We start from the raw sequence: 16,848 nt of genomic DNA, 5'->3' as shown, positions 1-16,848 counted from the left end.
ATGCTTTGCACTACGGCCTACGCCCACTAGCATTCAACATCTTATAATGATCTATATTGATAACTTAAGCCATTTCTTCATTGTTTGATTTTACTATATTGACGCTAGCTTAATAAATGGTAAAGTAACTGTGTTTATATACAGTCATGGTCTGTATTGTTATATCTTACATTAATTTATTTATATGGCATGGTAAATGTTTAAAGATAAGCCACCGCAAAAAAAGATAATTCATATCGATATGGACTGCTTTTATGCCGCGGTTGAAATGCGTGATAATCCCCAGTGGCGTCATGTGCCTATTGCTGTTGGTGGCAATGGGCCGCGTAGTGTGTTGTGTACTTGTAACTATAAGGCGAGAGAGTTTGGTGTGCGCTCTGCTATGCCAAACGCAAGGGCGAAAGCCCTTTGCCCTGAACTGATTATTGTTAATGGCCGTATGTCAGTTTATCAGCAAGTATCGCAACAAATTAGCGCCATATTAGCCCGCTATACTGATTTAATTGAACCTTTATCGTTAGATGAAGCCTATCTTGATGTGACTGATTCGCCGTTGTTTTATGGTAGCGCTACCTTAATTGCCGAACAAATACGCCGTGATATTTATAACGAGCTTAATCTCACCGCGTCGGCTGGTATTGCGCCCAATAAGTTTCTAGCTAAAATTGCGAGCGATGAAAATAAGCCCAATGGCCAATGTGTGGTTACGCCAGAAAATGTCAGTGCTTTTGTGGCTAATTTAGCGCTGAAAAAAATCCCAGGCATTGGGCCAAAAACCAGTGAAAAGCTAAAAGCTTTTGGTTTTGAAAGCTGCGCCGATGTAAGAGCGAGTTCGGTAGCAAAACTACACACTATAGTCGGTAAATTCGCTAACGTTATATACCAACGTAGCTTTGGTATAGATGACAGAGCACTTGAAACCTCACGGGTGAGAAAATCACTGGCAATTGAAACTACTCTGGCAGACGATATTGACTCCATTGAACAATGTCAGGCGATATTAATAAGTTTATTTAGTCAACTACAACTGCGCTTAGCCAAGTATGCCGATCGTGAAATTAGCAAACAAACGGTAAAAATTAAATTTGCCGACTTTCAGCAAACAACGGTTGATATAAAATCAAAAGCTTGTCTTGAAGCTGTTTTTATTGAATTATTACAAAAAGCTATGACCCGAGCTAATAATCGAAAAGTGCGTTTGATAGGCTTGTCATTGGGTTTTACTGAGCAACACAGTCATGATAAGCAAAGTCAGCTAGCCTTATTTTAGTCTTGTGTTGTATTTTTGTTAATTTAGTGTCAAATTTTTATTGCCTTTGAAAAGTATAATGCAAGGGCAAAGTGATCTAAGTACGGTCAAATAGAGTAAAACAATACATATCAACTAATACCCATACCAACGACAATTAAATGACAGAAGTTTAGAGCTATTAATAGGATTTAACCTATGCTTTGAATTCTCAGTCTTAATCATATTAAAAATGGCGGAAAATCATGTTAAAAAAACTTTTAGTCAGTGCAGTCGTGAGTACATTATTGAGTGTTTCATTGCATGCGCAAGAAATGGCTGATGCCGATATAACTGTGCAACCCGCTGCAGGCGGTGTTTATATGTTGCAAGGTCCAGGTGGTAATATTGGTGTGTTAGCCACAGAACAAGGTTTGCTATTAGTTGATGATAAATTTGCCCCATTAGCTGAAAAAATTGAAGCAGCAATGAAAGGCATTGAGGATAAAGCACTTAAATATATCATCAATACGCATTATCATGGCGACCATACTGGCAGTAATCAGTTTTTTTCACATAAAGCGCCAATTTTTGCCCATGAGAATGTTCGCAGCCGGTTGAGCAGCAAAGCCGACCATGAAGTAGAAAGTTTGCCTGTGGTAACCTACAAAGATGGTATTACTATTTATTTAGCTAACGAAGAAATTCAGCTAACACATTTACCGAGCGGCCATACTGACGGCGATACCTATGTTTACTTTAAAAAAGCGAACGTATTACATACCGGTGACTTATTTTTTGAAATTGGTTTTCCTTATATCGATTTAGAAAGTGGTGGTAGTGTTAAAGGCTATTTAGCCAATGTTAAGTACATGCTTAAAAACACACCTGACGATGTGGTGATCATTCCAGGCCATGGCAAGTTAACCGACAAGAGCCATATGCTAGCCTTTGCGACAATGATGGAGTTTAGTATTAATAAAGTGTCTGCGGCACTTGCTGCCGGAAAATCTGAACAGCAAATACTTAACGAAGGTATGGGTGAAAAATATCAGCATTTGTCTTGGGAATTTATTACTGAAGAGAAGTGGCTGAAAACCTTGGTTGCTGACTTAAAGTAATAGGTTGCTGACTTAAAGTAATAGTTTGCTGACTTAAAGTCATAGGTGCTGAGTCAAAGTCATAGGTGAGTTATAATTCTTGGCCGTGTGAATACAAAGTCCAACAAAACTGAACTCAGCTAACCGACTAGAGATAATTTACCTATAAGGGCTTTTTAATAGCCCTTTTTTTATGCGTAGAATTTACAGGTTGTAAGGTATGTTTGGGGGGTATGGCTATTACTCAATGATCATAATCTTTGCATCACTAACGCCTTATCGAACTTAACGTTTGTGCTTAAGTTACTTAAACATTAAAGTGAAAAATAAGATGATTTATTAACATAATTTTAGCTTACTTAAGCTTGCTTTAAGATTTGAGTAATAGAATGACATTATAAACTTTTCAGGAGATAGTTATAATGTTAAACACAATTTCAAGCCATCAAGTACACGAGATAACTTCAACTGAAAAATATCAAGATTATTCAGTTAATTTGACATCGCCTGAGCTGTTGTCAAATAAGACTACGCCAACCCCATACTCACCAAATACCCATTCACCAAGTGCCCACTCAACAAGTAACAATTCACTTGTTAAGCAAAAGTTTAATTTTGATATTCAAGTTGCGGCCTTGGGCAGTAAGCAAAGAAGCGAGATTGAGCAATTTATCAAACAAGGTTTTCTCAAGAGTTATCAGGCGAAAGTTTCAGTGACTATGCCTCATTTGTTAGCTCTGTGTAATGGTACTTATAAAGCGGCTTTAGGCATTCGTAGTGGTCAAGACGATTTATTTATTGAGCAATACCTTTCCGGTGCCATTGAGCAACAAGCTGTGTTTGTAAAAAATAATATCGACAGAAAAGATATTGTCGAAATAGGCCATCTTTTTAGTAATAATCAAAGGTTCACTCTGCCGTTATTTATGATCACAGCCGTTTCTTTGTTTTATCTAAACTATAAATACATGGTGTTTTCAGGTACAGAAAAGGTGGTTAATTTAATGGCTAAATCAGGAGTGCATTGCACTCACCTTAGTGATGCTTATCAGAATAAAATTCAAACATCGACTGATGATTGGGGCAGTTATTATGCCACTAATCCAAAGGTTGTTGCGGTGTCGTTATCCGATGTTATTGCTTTGATAGACCGACTGCCGATGTATCAAGCAATGTTTAAATCACTTGATAAACAAATTGCCCAAACATGTCAGCAACTAGGTTAAACAACTTTTAATTTATATGACTAATAAAAAGGTATTACCATGAAAAAATTCACATTATTAACACTCCTTTGTTGCCTTGTAAGCAACGTATACGCGAATAATATCAGTAAGCTTAATTTTGATGACGCACTACTCGCCATACAGCAACAGTGGGTAGAAGCTAATTATGTTAAAACTCAAAAGGAACAAAAAAACGATTTTACCGAGTTACAGCAAGCATCAAAAAAACTAACGGTTGAATTCCCTGACCATGCCGAAGCTTGGATTTGGCATGGTATTGTACAATCTAGTTTTGCGGGGGCAAAAGGTGGCTTGGGAGCACTTTCTTTAGCCGATGATGCTAAAAGTGCTTTTGAAAAAGCTTTATCTCTGGATGAAACCGCCTTACAAGGCTCTGCGCACACCAGTTTAGGTATTCTTTACCTTAAAGTACCTGGCTGGCCACTGAGTTTTGGTGATGATGACAAATCTGAGCAACATCTTAAAGCCGCTGTAAAAATGAATCCTACGGGTATTGATATTAACTATTTCTTAGCTGAATTTTATCTTGAACAAGACCAGTATGAAAAAGCAAAAGAGCACCTATTATTAGCACAAGCGGCTCCACAGCGCGTTAACCGAGCCAGTGCTGATAAATTTAGACAGCAAGAGGTTTTAGTTTTACTTGCCAAGGTGAATAAAAGTATAGCGAAAAATTAAAATTAATCGCTAAGCATGATTTTAAAAGCTTGAAAGACATGGTTTCAAGTTTTTTTGTCTGCAAAATAAGTAATAGGCGCTGATGCTATGGCGACTCCTCAGCATCGTATTAGTCAATATATCTTTGACGTATCGCGAAATGATAATTTGTATTAAGTGTAGAAGCCAAATAAAGCTAGCAACACTTTTCAATGTAAGCCTACTTATGCCGTTAAGCATATAATGGTCTGCTTTACCGCCAATACACTTTTGAATTATTGACGATCACTTTGTGCGCTTTGCGGAAGTACAAGTTTGAAATTTCGAGTGTTTGTTGAGGTCAACTGTTCACCCGTTAGTTGACCTTATTAGGTCGACAGCTAACTTCAAAAATTTGCATTTACCTGACGTTATTTAATTTGTTTTGAGACTCATTTAATAATCATAAAAAGCAAATACCCCTCTCTTATCTATCTCCCTTATCTACCTCTCTTAGCATCCAATCTATGGGCGCAAAATTTAGGATATACAAACACCGCATTGTGACCAATATTTTGAATAACATCATTTAAATCTATGACTTATTAATAAAGGTAGCTATATCTTAAGTTAATACTATCCTTTATCATCCAAAATAATATAGATAAAGCCTTTAGGATACATATGAATAAGCACGGAAATTTATTTACAACCCTTTTTATCATTCTATTTTTAGAATCAGTAGTTATGGCTTTTGTATATAATACATTTTGGGAAACATTTGTTATTGGCCTACCTGCCGCTTTAGTTCCTATCTTTTTGATTAAAAATGCAATCAATAGTGAGTTAACTAAACATGCTACGGCAATAGCTGTGATAATTTTTGCATCCTTACATATTCATCAAATGAATGGCCTAATTGAAGTCCATTTTGAAATATTCATTTTGATGGCTTTTTTAATTATCTTTAGTGATTGGAAAGTATTTATATCTGCTTTATTAACGATTGCAGTTCACCATGTATCTTTTTATTTTCTACAATTAAATAACGTTGGCGTTTATATTTTTGATAATGATAGATTACTATTTTCCACTGTAGTCATTCATGCCGCTTATGCTCTTGTTGAAGCAATTATTGCGGGGTATATTGCAAAAATGTTGTATGACGATAGTGTTGTGGGTCAAGAGTTATCAATAATTACCCAACAACTCACTGAAAATAAGAATTCAATAGATTTAACCATTCGCTCTACATCAAATGATAATGTGATTTTACAGGGTTTTAATCAATTATTAACTTTACTTAATAATGTGATCGTAGATGTAAAAAAACAAGCTCAAGACTTAGTGAACAACTCTACAAACTTAACCTTAGTACAAGCCACACTCGTAAGATCATCAAATATAAGACAAGATGAAACAGACGTAATAGCTTCAGCTATTGAAGAAATGGCGGTTACCGTGTCGTCTATTGCCCAAGATACTTCAATGTTAAGCCAGCAAATGTCAGAAGCAAATTCACTGACACAAGCTACAGGTTCAAACATTTCAGATATTAACAGTATGAATAAAACATTAACGAAGGCATTATTTCAAACGAGAAGTGAAATAGAAGAGCTTACAAAGTCTAGTGAAATGATTACAACGGTACTATCTGAGATTACAAGCATTGCTGATCAAACTAATTTATTAGCATTAAATGCTGCTATTGAAGCGGCTAGAGCGGGTGAACAAGGTCGAGGTTTCGCAGTGGTTGCAGATGAAGTGAGGGCATTAGCCAATAGAACGAAAGAAAGTACTGATAAAATTAGTAAAACAACGTTAGAGTTAAATAACTATTCTAAAACATCCACTGAAGCAATGAAAAATTCTATAAAAATTGTTGAGGATGTCATTAAAACCTCTGATTTAGCCAGTAGTAATATGGATCAAGCTTTAACGTTAGTTGCTCAAGCAAGTGACATTGCAATATCTGTTGCCGCCGCAGTCGAAGAACAATCAACCACAACGGATAGTATTGCTGAAAGTACAGAAAACATGAGGGTTTCAAGCCAAGATGATTTAAAAAACATACAATCGTTGTCAAATGAAACTGAAAACATGAACGTTTCGATTATGTCATTAGAAAAAAATATTGAAAGTTTTAAATAAGCAAGCCAATTACTTCCATTACATTCTGTTTGCTGTTTGGATCATCGGTACTATTATCGCGGCAATATACTTTATTAGTGCGCGATTAGTTATGTTTGATCCAGATGGCAAATTAAAAGGAATGGATGGTAATGATATTATAACGGCGTTGGTGAACTCAGCAGTTTTAAAAGATAAAACATTGTCAAATACGATAATTCATTTTAGTGATTCAAACTGTCGTTGCGCTGCTAATAGTGAAGATCATAAACTTTTAATAAGTACCCAAGCTGAGCAAGATGGTTTTAATGTATTAAATTTATCTATATCTAACAGTATAAGTCATATAATTCCATCCACACCGTCGGCATTAATTATTGATGCAAAAGGAAAATTAATCTATTTTGGGCCATATTCTGAAGGACTTGATTGTTCGTCCTCCAATAGTTTGATAAAAATAGTGTTAGATAATTATAAAAAAGGTTATAACGCCAAATTAATACTTGCTCAAACTAAAGGGTGTTATTGCAATGTATAAACAAAATATTATTGAAAGAAAGTTATATCATCTATTTTGCGGTGTTCAACCATGTCCGCTGTAGATCAAAACATACAAATTTCATCAGTATAAATTTTCAAATGCTAATATCACGAAAGTGGCATCAGTTAGCGATCAGTTGTCTTAAATAGTGACTGATAGCTAGCTTGCGCTTAACGTATAGCAGGGTCAGCTGCCAATTTTAGTTGATTTTTCCTATTTAGTGTTTCCATCTTTATGTAGAGGGCTCCCACTTTATTCGACTGCTACATTAAGGGTAAAGTTAGAGAAAAAATCACACTGAACTACTATTGGCATATTTTTTTATAATAGGTAATTGTTTTATAATTGATTGACTAACAAGTGAGGGAAATAATTGGTTGATGCGAACAAAAAGCTTTTCTGGCCAACCTATGTAGCGCTCTTCACTTGATTGCATGATCAAGGTGAGTAATTCTTTAGCGACAGTTTCGGCTGAATCGACAGCGCTATTCAGTTCAGCATTTAATTTCTCTACCTCACTACTATTTAAACTCGTTTGAGTAGCGCGTGGTGCAAGATATTTAACTCGAATATTACTATCGGCTAGTTCTCTCGATAATGTTTGGCTAAAGCCTCTTAAAGCAAATTTACTGGCACAATAAGCCGTATAGCCAGGAAAACCTATACTGCCATAAGTAGATCCAATATTGATTATTTGTGCCTTGTTACATTGTTTAAGTAAGGGCAATAACGCTTGGGTTAATTGCATAGGGGCGATAGTGTTAGTGGTAATAATATGACTTATTTCACTTTCGCTAGCTTGTTCAAATAACTTAAATTGACTTACCCCGGCATTGTTGATCAATACATTAACTTCAAACGGTAATAAGGCTAATTGTGCAATTAAGTCATCACGTTGTGCTGGCTGTAAAATATCTACCACAAAGCTAACCACTGAGTTTTTAGCCTCTGGATTTGCAGCTAATAATTCGGCTTTTAATTGCGCTAGTTTCGCTTGATTTCGACCGACTAAAACCAAGTTAGCGCCAGAGCTAAACAATAGTTGGCTAAACGCTTGCCCAATGCCCCCGGTTGCGCCAGTAAGTAAAATATTATTATTGGTCATGGTGTTGCTGAATTTATTGGTCATTTGCAGAGCCTCTGGTCATGTGGTTTATAGCATTAGGTAAAAATATTGTTTAAGGTATTATTTAAGGTATTTTGTAAAAATTAAGGCCTAGTAACCCATACCAATAAAAAGTGCTCTGTCGCTTAAGTTGCCAGTAATAGCTCTACGACCATGCAATACGCGTTTATTGTTAATAACGACTATATCGCCATCTTGCCACTGAATTTCTTGAGTATATTTTTCAGCAAGCTCAGCGGTTTGTTTCATTAATGCTTCACTCACTGGCTGACCATTAGCAAAGCTATAATTGGGTTTTTCATAATTAAAAGAAGGACCTAACAGTGCGTTAGCAAAGGCGAATTGCTCAGTTTGGCTTTCTGCTTTAAACGCTCCTTTCCCCGCTCCTTCATTAGCAAGGCCCTTAATGGGTAAACAAGGCTGAATATCTAATGCGTAATCTAAACTATCATCAGGGTTTATTTTCCCTCTTTGATCTTGATTAATCGCTATAAAATCAGCTAAATGTTTTTCAGTTACCTCAGCTAGACAGTTAACTTCTGGGTGTTGATTAACTACATACTGGCGCCAAAGGTGGGAAGGTAAACGTCGTGAAACAGTTACCGTTTGCTGCCATGCTTGTTGTAACTGCGCCGACATATTTTGAAAAAGTTCAGCGCCGTCGCACAAGGTAGTTTGAGAGCCCTGTTTAGCGCTTTTTTCACTATAAAAAGCCACCAAGTTAGGTGGAAAAGGCGTATTACCATTTTCTATATGTAAACCTACTGCATCGATACCCGCATTAACTTTTTGGCTAGATTTATCAGCAAATTCACGTGCGGGATCAAAAGTTAGCTCATGACAAAAGTGTTTTAATAATTCACTAAATTTTGGCAAGCTAGCATCAAACCCACGCAGTAATACCCAGCCGTTATCATTTAACTTTTGTTTAGCTTGGTTAACCACTTCAAGTTCATTTAGCGCTGTGTTGGTGGTAGCCAAAATAATGTTTGTCATAGTGATCTCCTGATAATAAATACGGTTAAATTATGAATAAAGTGCAGCAAGTTTGTCTTCATAGACCAAGGCAATATTTTTTCTTTTTATACGTCCGTTACTGGTAAGCGTATTGGACTGAGTACTAAAAGGAGCATCAGCTAGCAACCAATGATGAATTTGCGCATAATCGGGTAAGCTTTTATTACACTCATCAATAGCGTTTTGTATCTCAAGCGGGTTTTTATTATTGGCAACCACTACCGCTGACAAAGTAGGACGAGCTTCGCCAAAAACCGCTACTTGGGAAATAATTGACGACGACGTTAAGCTGGCCTCCACCCATTCAGGAGAAATGTTACGGCCAAAACTACTAACAATGGTGTTCTTTTTTCTGCCTGACACATAGATGAAGCCATCAGCATCGATATAGCCTAAATCACCGGTATGAATTTGTTCAGGTACTGGCTTTAATTCACCTAAATACCCTAGCATTGCCTGACCATCAATAATGATCTCGCCATCAGCAGCAATACTTACCTGCACATGAGGTAGTGCTTTACCAACACTGCCTATTTTATTTTGTTGGGGTAAATTAAGACTGACCACCGAACAACATTCTGATAAACCATAGCCTTCATAAACAGGTAAGCCACTATCTATCGCTTGTTGCAAAATAATTGGCGATGTTTTGCCTCCACCTAGCGCGATAAACTGTAAGCTAGCGCATTGAGCTAAAACTTCTTTATTTGCTGCATGGACTAAATATTTTAATATTTGCAGTAATAAAATAACGCTGCCAACCTGATGCAAAGCAATTTTATTAACTAGTTTTTCAATATCGAATTCAACATTAGACACAAAACCTAGCGTGGCTAATGGCGCGGTTATTACCGCTCCACCTCGAAGTAAGCAAATATATACCCCAGCAATATTCTCTAATAATGTCGCTAACGGCATAACGCATAAATGATCTGATATCGGCAGTTGAACCATTGAAGCTTCAATGCCTTCACACACAGCCGCAATGTTCGCACTGGACAAACAAACCCCTTTAGGCTCTCCGGTAGAGCCTGAGGTATAAGTAATTTTAGTCACGGCATCGATATCGTTAATCGCATTAATTTCACGATCAAAGCGGTAATCGCCCGACAGAGGCAATAGCAGGGTGTCAGTAAGTGGTAAAAGCTTAGGTGCGGCGTTATTCGCAACAGCAAAATGTAAGTGCTCGTTAGTGTTAAGCGCCAGCGTTAAAGCTTGCTTGGTTATAATGGCGTCTAGTTGTGCGCTTTTCGCTAAATGTCCAACTTGTGCTGGCGTAAAAAATAGTGGAATGGGCACCAAGGTCACGCCTAAGCTAGCGGCAGCCAAATCACATATAATCCACTCTGAGCAGTTATCCATATACAGCCCAATGCACTGCACTTTTGCTTGTGTAAAAACCGCTGCTACACTCGCTATTTTTTGCCATAATTGCTGATTAGAAATGATGTCTTGATGATCACCCGCATCGGTAATTAAAGCAGCTTGATGAGGAAAAAAATCAGCGCGCGAGCGTAATACTTGAAACAGCTTTTCCATGATACTTCCTTTTTAATGAACCCATTAGGATTTGATTAAAACAAGTATCTATGACAAATCTTAACGCAGTCTTAAGCGTGAGATAAATTTCTCAACACAAAGAAGAAAATTATACCTGGGTTTTATTTGCTTGATGCGCTTTATGCAATGGTAGCTGTTGGTTTCGCAGGTAAGTCAAACCATTGCAAAAGGGGCTGTTAAGTATCTATTTCTGTGATGGGCGTTTGCTGGCTAAGCGCGTTATTCAGTTAACTCATATGCATCAGTAATATTGATTTTATCTTGTGTATAGTGGTAAATATTTAACGTTTTAGTACTAGGGTGTCCAGTGCTAACATTTGCCTTATATCAGGTCTGTTCAAAAGCAATAATTAAATATATAATCAGGTATGGTATTGATTTAAATGAGTTTTTCAGATTGGCCTTGTTTGCTCTAGGCTTAAGGTTGTGTCTATTTTTTAGCTTCAATTGCTGTGACCTTAAAATCAATTCCTTCATAGAAATCTCCGGTATCTCCAGGCAGCACGTTAATGCTCAGAACATCTTTAGCAAGCGTAATTTTTTCACTGCCTAAGTAATTTATTCTTAGGTTATATTTTCCTGGCTTTAAGTCCTGTAAAACAAAAAAACCGTCATACTCAGGGCTTACGCTACTATAGTAATTACCATTTTTTTCCACAACTATCTCAACATAACTAAAAAACTTTTTACTTATGCTATCGGCTATTTCTGGTAAATAAATAGATCCCATAACCAAGGATAAGGGGACAAGTCCGACAGATAGTTTTTTACCAGATGCGGGGATCAGCTCGATAACTTCAGCACTATCCGCTCTTAGTGTTGGATCAACCATAATACCAGAATAATCATAATGCAGCTTGTTACTGCGATAAGGTGATATGTTGCTGAGATAAAAACTACCCGCGCGGTCGGTTTTTACCTTATTTTTACCTATAGCAACACCCACACCCACAACAGGTTCCTCATCGATATCTTTTTCCCCATTGGCATTTTTATCAACAAAAATTCTTCCTTCGAGATAACCATTATCTGGATATTTGGCGTGATTGGTTAGAAAGGGTTTTTTCATATTGATCACGGTTTCATAACTCGCTCTGACCTTGTGCGGCTGAGCTCTTTTACTATCGTAATCCGCGTCTATCTTGAAAAAATCGTTAAATTTATATTCAAAAGTTATACCGAGGGTAAAATGATCACTTTTGTTATAATTTACCTCAACACTATAGGCAAAGTTTGTCTGCTGATGTAGTCTTTTTCTTAGCCTAGCGATATATTGCCATTTAGCCTCACGGCGCTGGTTATAGTTGGCATTGAGATTATAGGTAAAATCTCCCTCATTATAATCAACATCTATTTTGACTGTGTGGTTATGCTGTTGCTCGCTCTGTTTTTGTACCGTTTTGCCAAGGTCTGCTTTAATGCGCAGTACTTTGTTAACATCATAACTTACGCCGGTGTTATATATATTTTCGGTATGGTCTTGATATTTTTTATTTGAAAACCTAAAAAAATAATCACTTCGGCCATAATTGCCACTAATCTCAACTTGTTGATAGCGGTCTTTGTTTTCATCTTGCGCCAATAGGTGACTAAAACGCTCATAGCTGTAGAATAATTTATGGGAAAAAATTTTACTGCTCAATTCGCCAATATAGCCCTGACTTCGGTCTGTAAGAGAGTCATAATAAGAAAGGTTAGCCACTAAGGGGACAAATAAAGTTGAAAAACGGTATGCTAGTTTATGCTTAGCATATTGATAGAGCGTGTCTTCATTGCGGGTATTATAATAGTCAAAGTAATAACTGAGATTATTGCTTACACCGTAGGCAATCCCATAGGTTCGATCATCCCAAGCCTTATTTTCTGCTTGTGGATTTTGCCCATAGAAAAAGTTGTAGTCCCACTCTCCCGCATTTAAAAAGTCATTACCCTGCATTACATTGACAATTTCTTCTGTTAGTAAGACACCATTTCGGTCGAATATCTTTATTGTAAAGGCATCGTTTTGACTTCTCATTTCTAGGGTAAACTCATACTCGACTCCCTCGATACGCTGATAGTCAGCGACCTTACCATTTTGATAAATTTCAACCATAGCGTTGGCGGCTGCTCTCCCTCTAATAGTGACGTTTTGTCCGGAACGCGTCACGGTATAATCGTTGTCACTAATGGATAAGCCACGAATGTTGCTGTTGTAGCCCAGCAGGTTATTGCCACGGATATAATTGTCTCCAATAATGAGCGTTTTATCCTGTAAAATATAAGGATATTTTAGGCTAATATTAGCGAGGTTTTTATTGGGATAAAGGCTATGCCTGATATTAAAATCACCATAAAGTAGCTGCGCACTATACTCAAGGTCAACATTTCCCTTGTTTTGCTCTGCCCCATTTTTAAAGTAGCTACTTATATCATTAATGTCATAGCGCAGCTTAAGCATACCAAAATCGATGAGCTTTCTGTCCTCTTGCATAAAGAAGTCTTTTTCTGGTGTGGCAGACTGACTGTTTTTCTCTTCTTCGATACCTCGCTTTCTTCTTTGTGCCGCAATCCGGTAGTCTAGGGGTAGGCTAAAATCGGGTGATATTACTAAAGTGTAACTTTCTGCCCGCCACTGAACCGCCTTAATAGGCAGCAGCTCACTGATCCCCTGAGGGTCCAAATAGATCTGGCCATCTATGATGATGGTGTTTAGATTAGTAAGCTTTTTTGTTATATACCTTGCTTTGCTATCTGGAAAGAGACTAGCTGCCATAAAGAGTTTTATGTTTTCACCTTCAATGGACAATTTGCTATATTCGCGCAATTCACTAAAGGCTATAAAATCCTTGATTGCAATATAAATGCCGCCATCATAATCACTTTTGACCTCGTAGAACTCTTGCTTTAGGTAGCGACCAACTTTGAGGGTGATCATATCGTCAAAATACTCATCCTGTGTATTGGCGAAAGTGGGATGAATAAAAAGCAAGCTGTATAGCATGAGGAAAACTGGACTGATTAAGCCTGTGGGCACTTTTTGAATGGCCGAAAAAAACATTACTAGGCTATCAGGAAATTTAAGCAACATTTTTAGGCCGCTAAAACGTATGTAAGCTGCAAAGGCGCAGGTGTTAAAAGGCATAAAATGTAGTAATTAAAAGCGCTAACGTCGTAGCGTGACTTTTGCAAGGAAGATCGCCTGTAGGTTATTAAAAACTAAGGTGCTTTGATTTAAATACGGTTACTTAGAGTGTCGCTAGGCCAATATATTCAGTGCTTTTAGTGAATTTAAAAGGCTTAATCATCATCAAGATAGTTAACTTGGTATTTAATTCTTTTGCTATGTTTACCGCTGATATTTTTTTCTCCCAGCAGTGAAAAACCAATTGTAAATTCGCCTTCGCCATATTTATTTAAAGTAATGATTTTTTGTTTAGGCTGCAGGTTTTCAATCCTGACACCTGGGGTAAGATACACGACCCCATTGGTTTTGATCTGCAATTTCACCTGTTTATTGGCTTTGCCTTCAACGGTGATAAGTACACCCTCTTCAGGATAAACCTTCAGCCTGCTGCCGTTATAAAGATAGAGGTCTTGCAATAGGGCATTTTTTACGCCGACTATCTCTAGTGAAAAAACCGAAGGTGCATAAATAAACACTAATAAAAATAAAAATTTGTTCATTGCTTGGTAACCAGGTTAAAAAAGGCAACTATCAAGTTGCCTGAATAATGATTAAGTTTATGCTTAACTTGTAACTTTAGTCACCGTTGTATCAGCGATAGCATCATAATTCACTGAAATGGTAATAATTTCACTAACATCAGCATCTGTCACATTAGCGGTATCTAGGCCAACATTAAAAGTAAGAGCTTGCGATGTAGTTGTATCCACAAAACCTATTGCTGAACCGGTCGTATCACCAGTTAAAAGAGCCAATGCACCATCAGTTGTAACTGTATAACTAAATGTTTCTAGCGCTTCACCCACGACGGTAGCAATAACCGCTTCAGTTGAAATAACTGAGTCAGTGTAAACATCGCCAAAGTCGATTGTTGCTGTATCTACCGTGACAGAAATTGGTGTTACATAATGAGCAACAACATTTAAGGTATCGCTTACTTTACCATCTAAGGTCGCAGAATCATTCGCAGCCATTGCTGTTGAAGAGATGGCTAGTATTGATGTTGCTAATAATAATTTTTTCATTTTTATCTCACTTGTATTGCTTTGATGATGAATAAACTGCCTTTTTATCAAAGGCAGCCTATTCGGGGATGTCGTTGTAGGCCACCAGTACCGTAATTGTCGCAGACAAATCGCTGCTCATATCACGGGTACTAAGGTCTACATAAAATTCATGGGCTTGGTCAGCCCCGTTTGCTGTTGCTACATAAGTCATGGTATTTGTTGTATAGCCTGTGTTGGCCGTGCGCGACACTTGTAAAACATTACTGTTGTCGTCATTACTTATTTCGACGGTATAGTCATAGCCACTCTCGGCATTCACCGTAAAATCAACCACTACACTGTCTACCTCGCTATCACGGTACACATCGCCAAAATCAATACTTGTAACAGCAAGCCAGAGCGATATTTCTTTAACCGCCTCACCATTGATATAAAAAGACCCTTCTTCAGCGGCCAAGCAGCTTGAAAAAATTAATAATATTACAGCGAATTTACGCACTTTTAGCGCAGTTAAAGAACAAAGCTAAATGCTTTAGAAAAATCAATTTTGTCATTGGCAAAAACAATTTCTACATAATCAGTATCTGTATTCATCGCTATCGATTGATTGAGCTTAACCAGCTGCTCGCGATAGAAACCTTTTTTAAAGTTTTCTTCTTTAATCAATGCGTTATTTTGGTAAAACTTAACAGCAATATTAAGAGGATAAGAATAATTCCCCTCATTTTTAAGCTCACCTTGTAATTGATAACCTTGATCTGCTTTTACCATCCGTAAATTTTCAAAATCCATAGCACTTTTAAGTTCACCTTTTCTGGCATAGTAGGGGATCCCTATGTTCATCAACATGGTAACTTGACCAGAATTTTTTCTTGGTGGCAGCTCTTTAAATACCAGTAGCGCAACATATTCTCCATCAGCTAAGTCTTTTTTTATTCTGGGCGCTATCCTTACTTGGATCTGACCTTTAGGTGGTATCAATACTATTTTTGGATAAGCGACCAATTGATCGCCCAAGTAATACTTGGCTTTAGCCCATGGCGGTTTTTCAAAGTCGACCCTAACTCGAACAGGCTTGTTGCTCTGATTGACCAGGGTAGTGTCTTGCGTGACCGGTTGGTCCAGATCTAGCCCAAAACTTGTTTGGGTGACCGTAAAGGCACTAAAGCTGCTAATGGAATAAGTGCAAAGTAATAGTGCAATAACACCTTGTAAGTAATTTTTCATATCAATCAAATAATTCCTGCTACATTTTTATCTTTAACGAATTTTACAAAATTCAGGCAAAAAAATGGCCCTCATAAAGAAGACCATAGATAAAAAAATAGCTCAGGAAACAAAAAGTGTTAATTCACTCTTGGCAACTGGCTACCATTTTACAGGCCCTTTAGCTTTGCGTCCCTAGGTTTCCCTAGGTTTGCGATTTATTTATAGGTTTGCAATTTATTTACTTTCTAAACAGTACAACGAGATTAGATAACCGCCATAAAAAGCGTTTATCTGATAATGACTTATGTTACATCTCTGTACTGATCGATAATTAAGCTTTGCTATATTATTTATTAGGCTCACCGTATCACAAATATGGTGTATGTTAAAACTAGCTACTTATGATGAATATTCAGACAGTTTAAACTTGTATTGTACAAGCTCAGTTTATAGTGTCGTTATTGAACCGCTAGTGCTTGTAAACTCATAAAGTAGGTAAGAGAAAGGATTAACACAAAAGTGTCACATCAGAAAAATAAGCGTTCATTTTGAACACATTTTAAACAATAAAAAATGTCAGGCTGGCGAAGTTAATGTCGGAGAAATAGACTAGTGGCTGGGTAATTAAGCTGATTTTTTGTAAAAATATCTGTTACTTAATTCATGGGAAAATTAGGATAAAAAATAATTATAAAATTTATAATTATTTTTTATCCTAATTTTTAATGGTAGTATCAAGAAGTTAAAGTTAAAAGTTTTTTGCATAATTAATGTAAAAGAAATCAAAAATTTTTTCACATTAACTATGACCGACATTCAAGTCAGTAAATATAACACAATATTTCGGCATGTTTTTATATGGCCTTACTACAATATTTATA

At 37.0% G+C, this 16,848-nt stretch carries 14 protein-coding genes and 1 riboswitch; of the genes, 6 read left to right on the top strand and 8 right to left on the bottom strand.

From position 1 onward, the window contains the following. Positions 1–196 precede the first annotated feature (196 nt). The 6 genes from dinB (at position 197) to H4J61_RS06325 (ending at position 6,879) form a co-directional block, all read left to right on the top strand. Positions 197–1,270 carry a DNA polymerase IV gene (gene dinB, locus H4J61_RS06350; protein ID WP_182184408.1) on the top strand — a complete coding sequence of 358 codons (1,074 nt, stop codon included), beginning with the start codon at positions 197–199 and terminating at the stop codon, positions 1,268–1,270. Positions 1,271–1,494: 224 nt separating this feature from the next. Then, positions 1,495–2,349 carry an MBL fold metallo-hydrolase gene (locus H4J61_RS06345; RefSeq protein ID WP_182184407.1) on the top strand — a complete coding sequence of 285 codons (855 nt, stop codon included), beginning with the start codon at positions 1,495–1,497 and terminating at the stop codon, positions 2,347–2,349. Positions 2,350–2,750: 401 nt separating this feature from the next. Continuing rightward, the gene (locus H4J61_RS06340) at positions 2,751–3,554 is read left to right on the top strand and encodes a thermostable hemolysin (protein ID WP_182184406.1); all 804 of its coding nucleotides are present in this window, start codon (positions 2,751–2,753) and stop codon (positions 3,552–3,554) included. Between the two features lie 39 nt (positions 3,555–3,593). After that, the gene (locus tag H4J61_RS06335; RefSeq protein ID WP_182184405.1) at positions 3,594–4,253 is read left to right on the top strand and encodes a tetratricopeptide repeat protein; all 660 of its coding nucleotides are present in this window, start codon (positions 3,594–3,596) and stop codon (positions 4,251–4,253) included. 642 nt (positions 4,254–4,895) lie between these two features. Continuing rightward, on the top strand, positions 4,896–6,362 hold the full coding sequence (locus tag H4J61_RS06330; RefSeq protein WP_182184404.1) for a methyl-accepting chemotaxis protein: 1,467 nt from the start codon (positions 4,896–4,898) through the stop codon (positions 6,360–6,362). Beyond that, positions 6,346–6,879, top strand: a complete 534-nt coding sequence (locus H4J61_RS06325; RefSeq protein ID WP_182135065.1) for a DUF6436 domain-containing protein — start codon at positions 6,346–6,348, stop codon at positions 6,877–6,879. Before H4J61_RS06330 ends, H4J61_RS06325 begins: the two co-directional genes overlap by 17 nt. 295 nt (positions 6,880–7,174) lie before the next feature. Here H4J61_RS06325 and H4J61_RS06320 read toward each other — a convergent pair whose 3' ends face one another. From H4J61_RS06320 to H4J61_RS06285, 8 genes are all read right to left on the bottom strand, one after another. After that, a complete protein-coding gene (locus H4J61_RS06320; protein WP_220461202.1) occupies positions 7,175–8,011 on the bottom strand; it encodes an SDR family oxidoreductase in 837 nt (278 codons plus the stop codon). Between the two features lie 87 nt (positions 8,012–8,098). Next, positions 8,099–9,004, bottom strand: coding sequence for a TauD/TfdA family dioxygenase (locus H4J61_RS06315; RefSeq protein ID WP_182184403.1), 906 nt, complete (start codon positions 9,002–9,004; stop codon positions 8,099–8,101). A gap of 30 nt (positions 9,005–9,034) precedes the next feature. Then, positions 9,035–10,564 carry an AMP-binding protein gene (locus H4J61_RS06310; RefSeq protein ID WP_182184402.1) on the bottom strand — a complete coding sequence of 510 codons (1,530 nt, stop codon included), beginning with the start codon at positions 10,562–10,564 and terminating at the stop codon, positions 9,035–9,037. A gap of 451 nt (positions 10,565–11,015) precedes the next feature. Then, positions 11,016–13,655, bottom strand: coding sequence for a hypothetical protein (locus H4J61_RS06305; protein WP_259363150.1), 2,640 nt, complete (start codon positions 13,653–13,655; stop codon positions 11,016–11,018). Positions 13,656–13,864: 209 nt separating this feature from the next. Further along, complete coding sequence (locus H4J61_RS06300) at positions 13,865–14,251, bottom strand: hypothetical protein (RefSeq protein ID WP_182135059.1); 387 nt, start codon at positions 14,249–14,251, stop codon at positions 13,865–13,867. Positions 14,252–14,314: 63 nt separating this feature from the next. Beyond that, positions 14,315–14,776, bottom strand: a complete 462-nt coding sequence (locus tag H4J61_RS06295; RefSeq protein ID WP_182184401.1) for a hypothetical protein — start codon at positions 14,774–14,776, stop codon at positions 14,315–14,317. A gap of 58 nt (positions 14,777–14,834) precedes the next feature. Beyond that, positions 14,835–15,257, bottom strand: a complete 423-nt coding sequence (locus tag H4J61_RS06290) for a hypothetical protein (RefSeq protein ID WP_182184400.1) — start codon at positions 15,255–15,257, stop codon at positions 14,835–14,837. A gap of 11 nt (positions 15,258–15,268) precedes the next feature. Then, positions 15,269–15,985 carry a molecular chaperone gene (locus H4J61_RS06285; protein ID WP_182184399.1) on the bottom strand — a complete coding sequence of 239 codons (717 nt, stop codon included), beginning with the start codon at positions 15,983–15,985 and terminating at the stop codon, positions 15,269–15,271. Between the two features lie 129 nt (positions 15,986–16,114). Continuing rightward, a riboswitch (cyclic di-GMP riboswitch) is annotated at positions 16,115–16,190 on the bottom strand. Between the last annotated feature and the right edge of the window lie 658 nt (positions 16,191–16,848).

The sequence above is a fragment of the Colwellia sp. MB3u-4 genome (genome assembly GCF_014077065.1).
Classification (GTDB): Bacteria; Pseudomonadota; Gammaproteobacteria; order Enterobacterales; family Alteromonadaceae; genus Cognaticolwellia.
The sequence above is the reverse complement of the archived record's forward strand: the minus strand, read 5'-3'. Positions and strand labels throughout refer to the sequence as shown.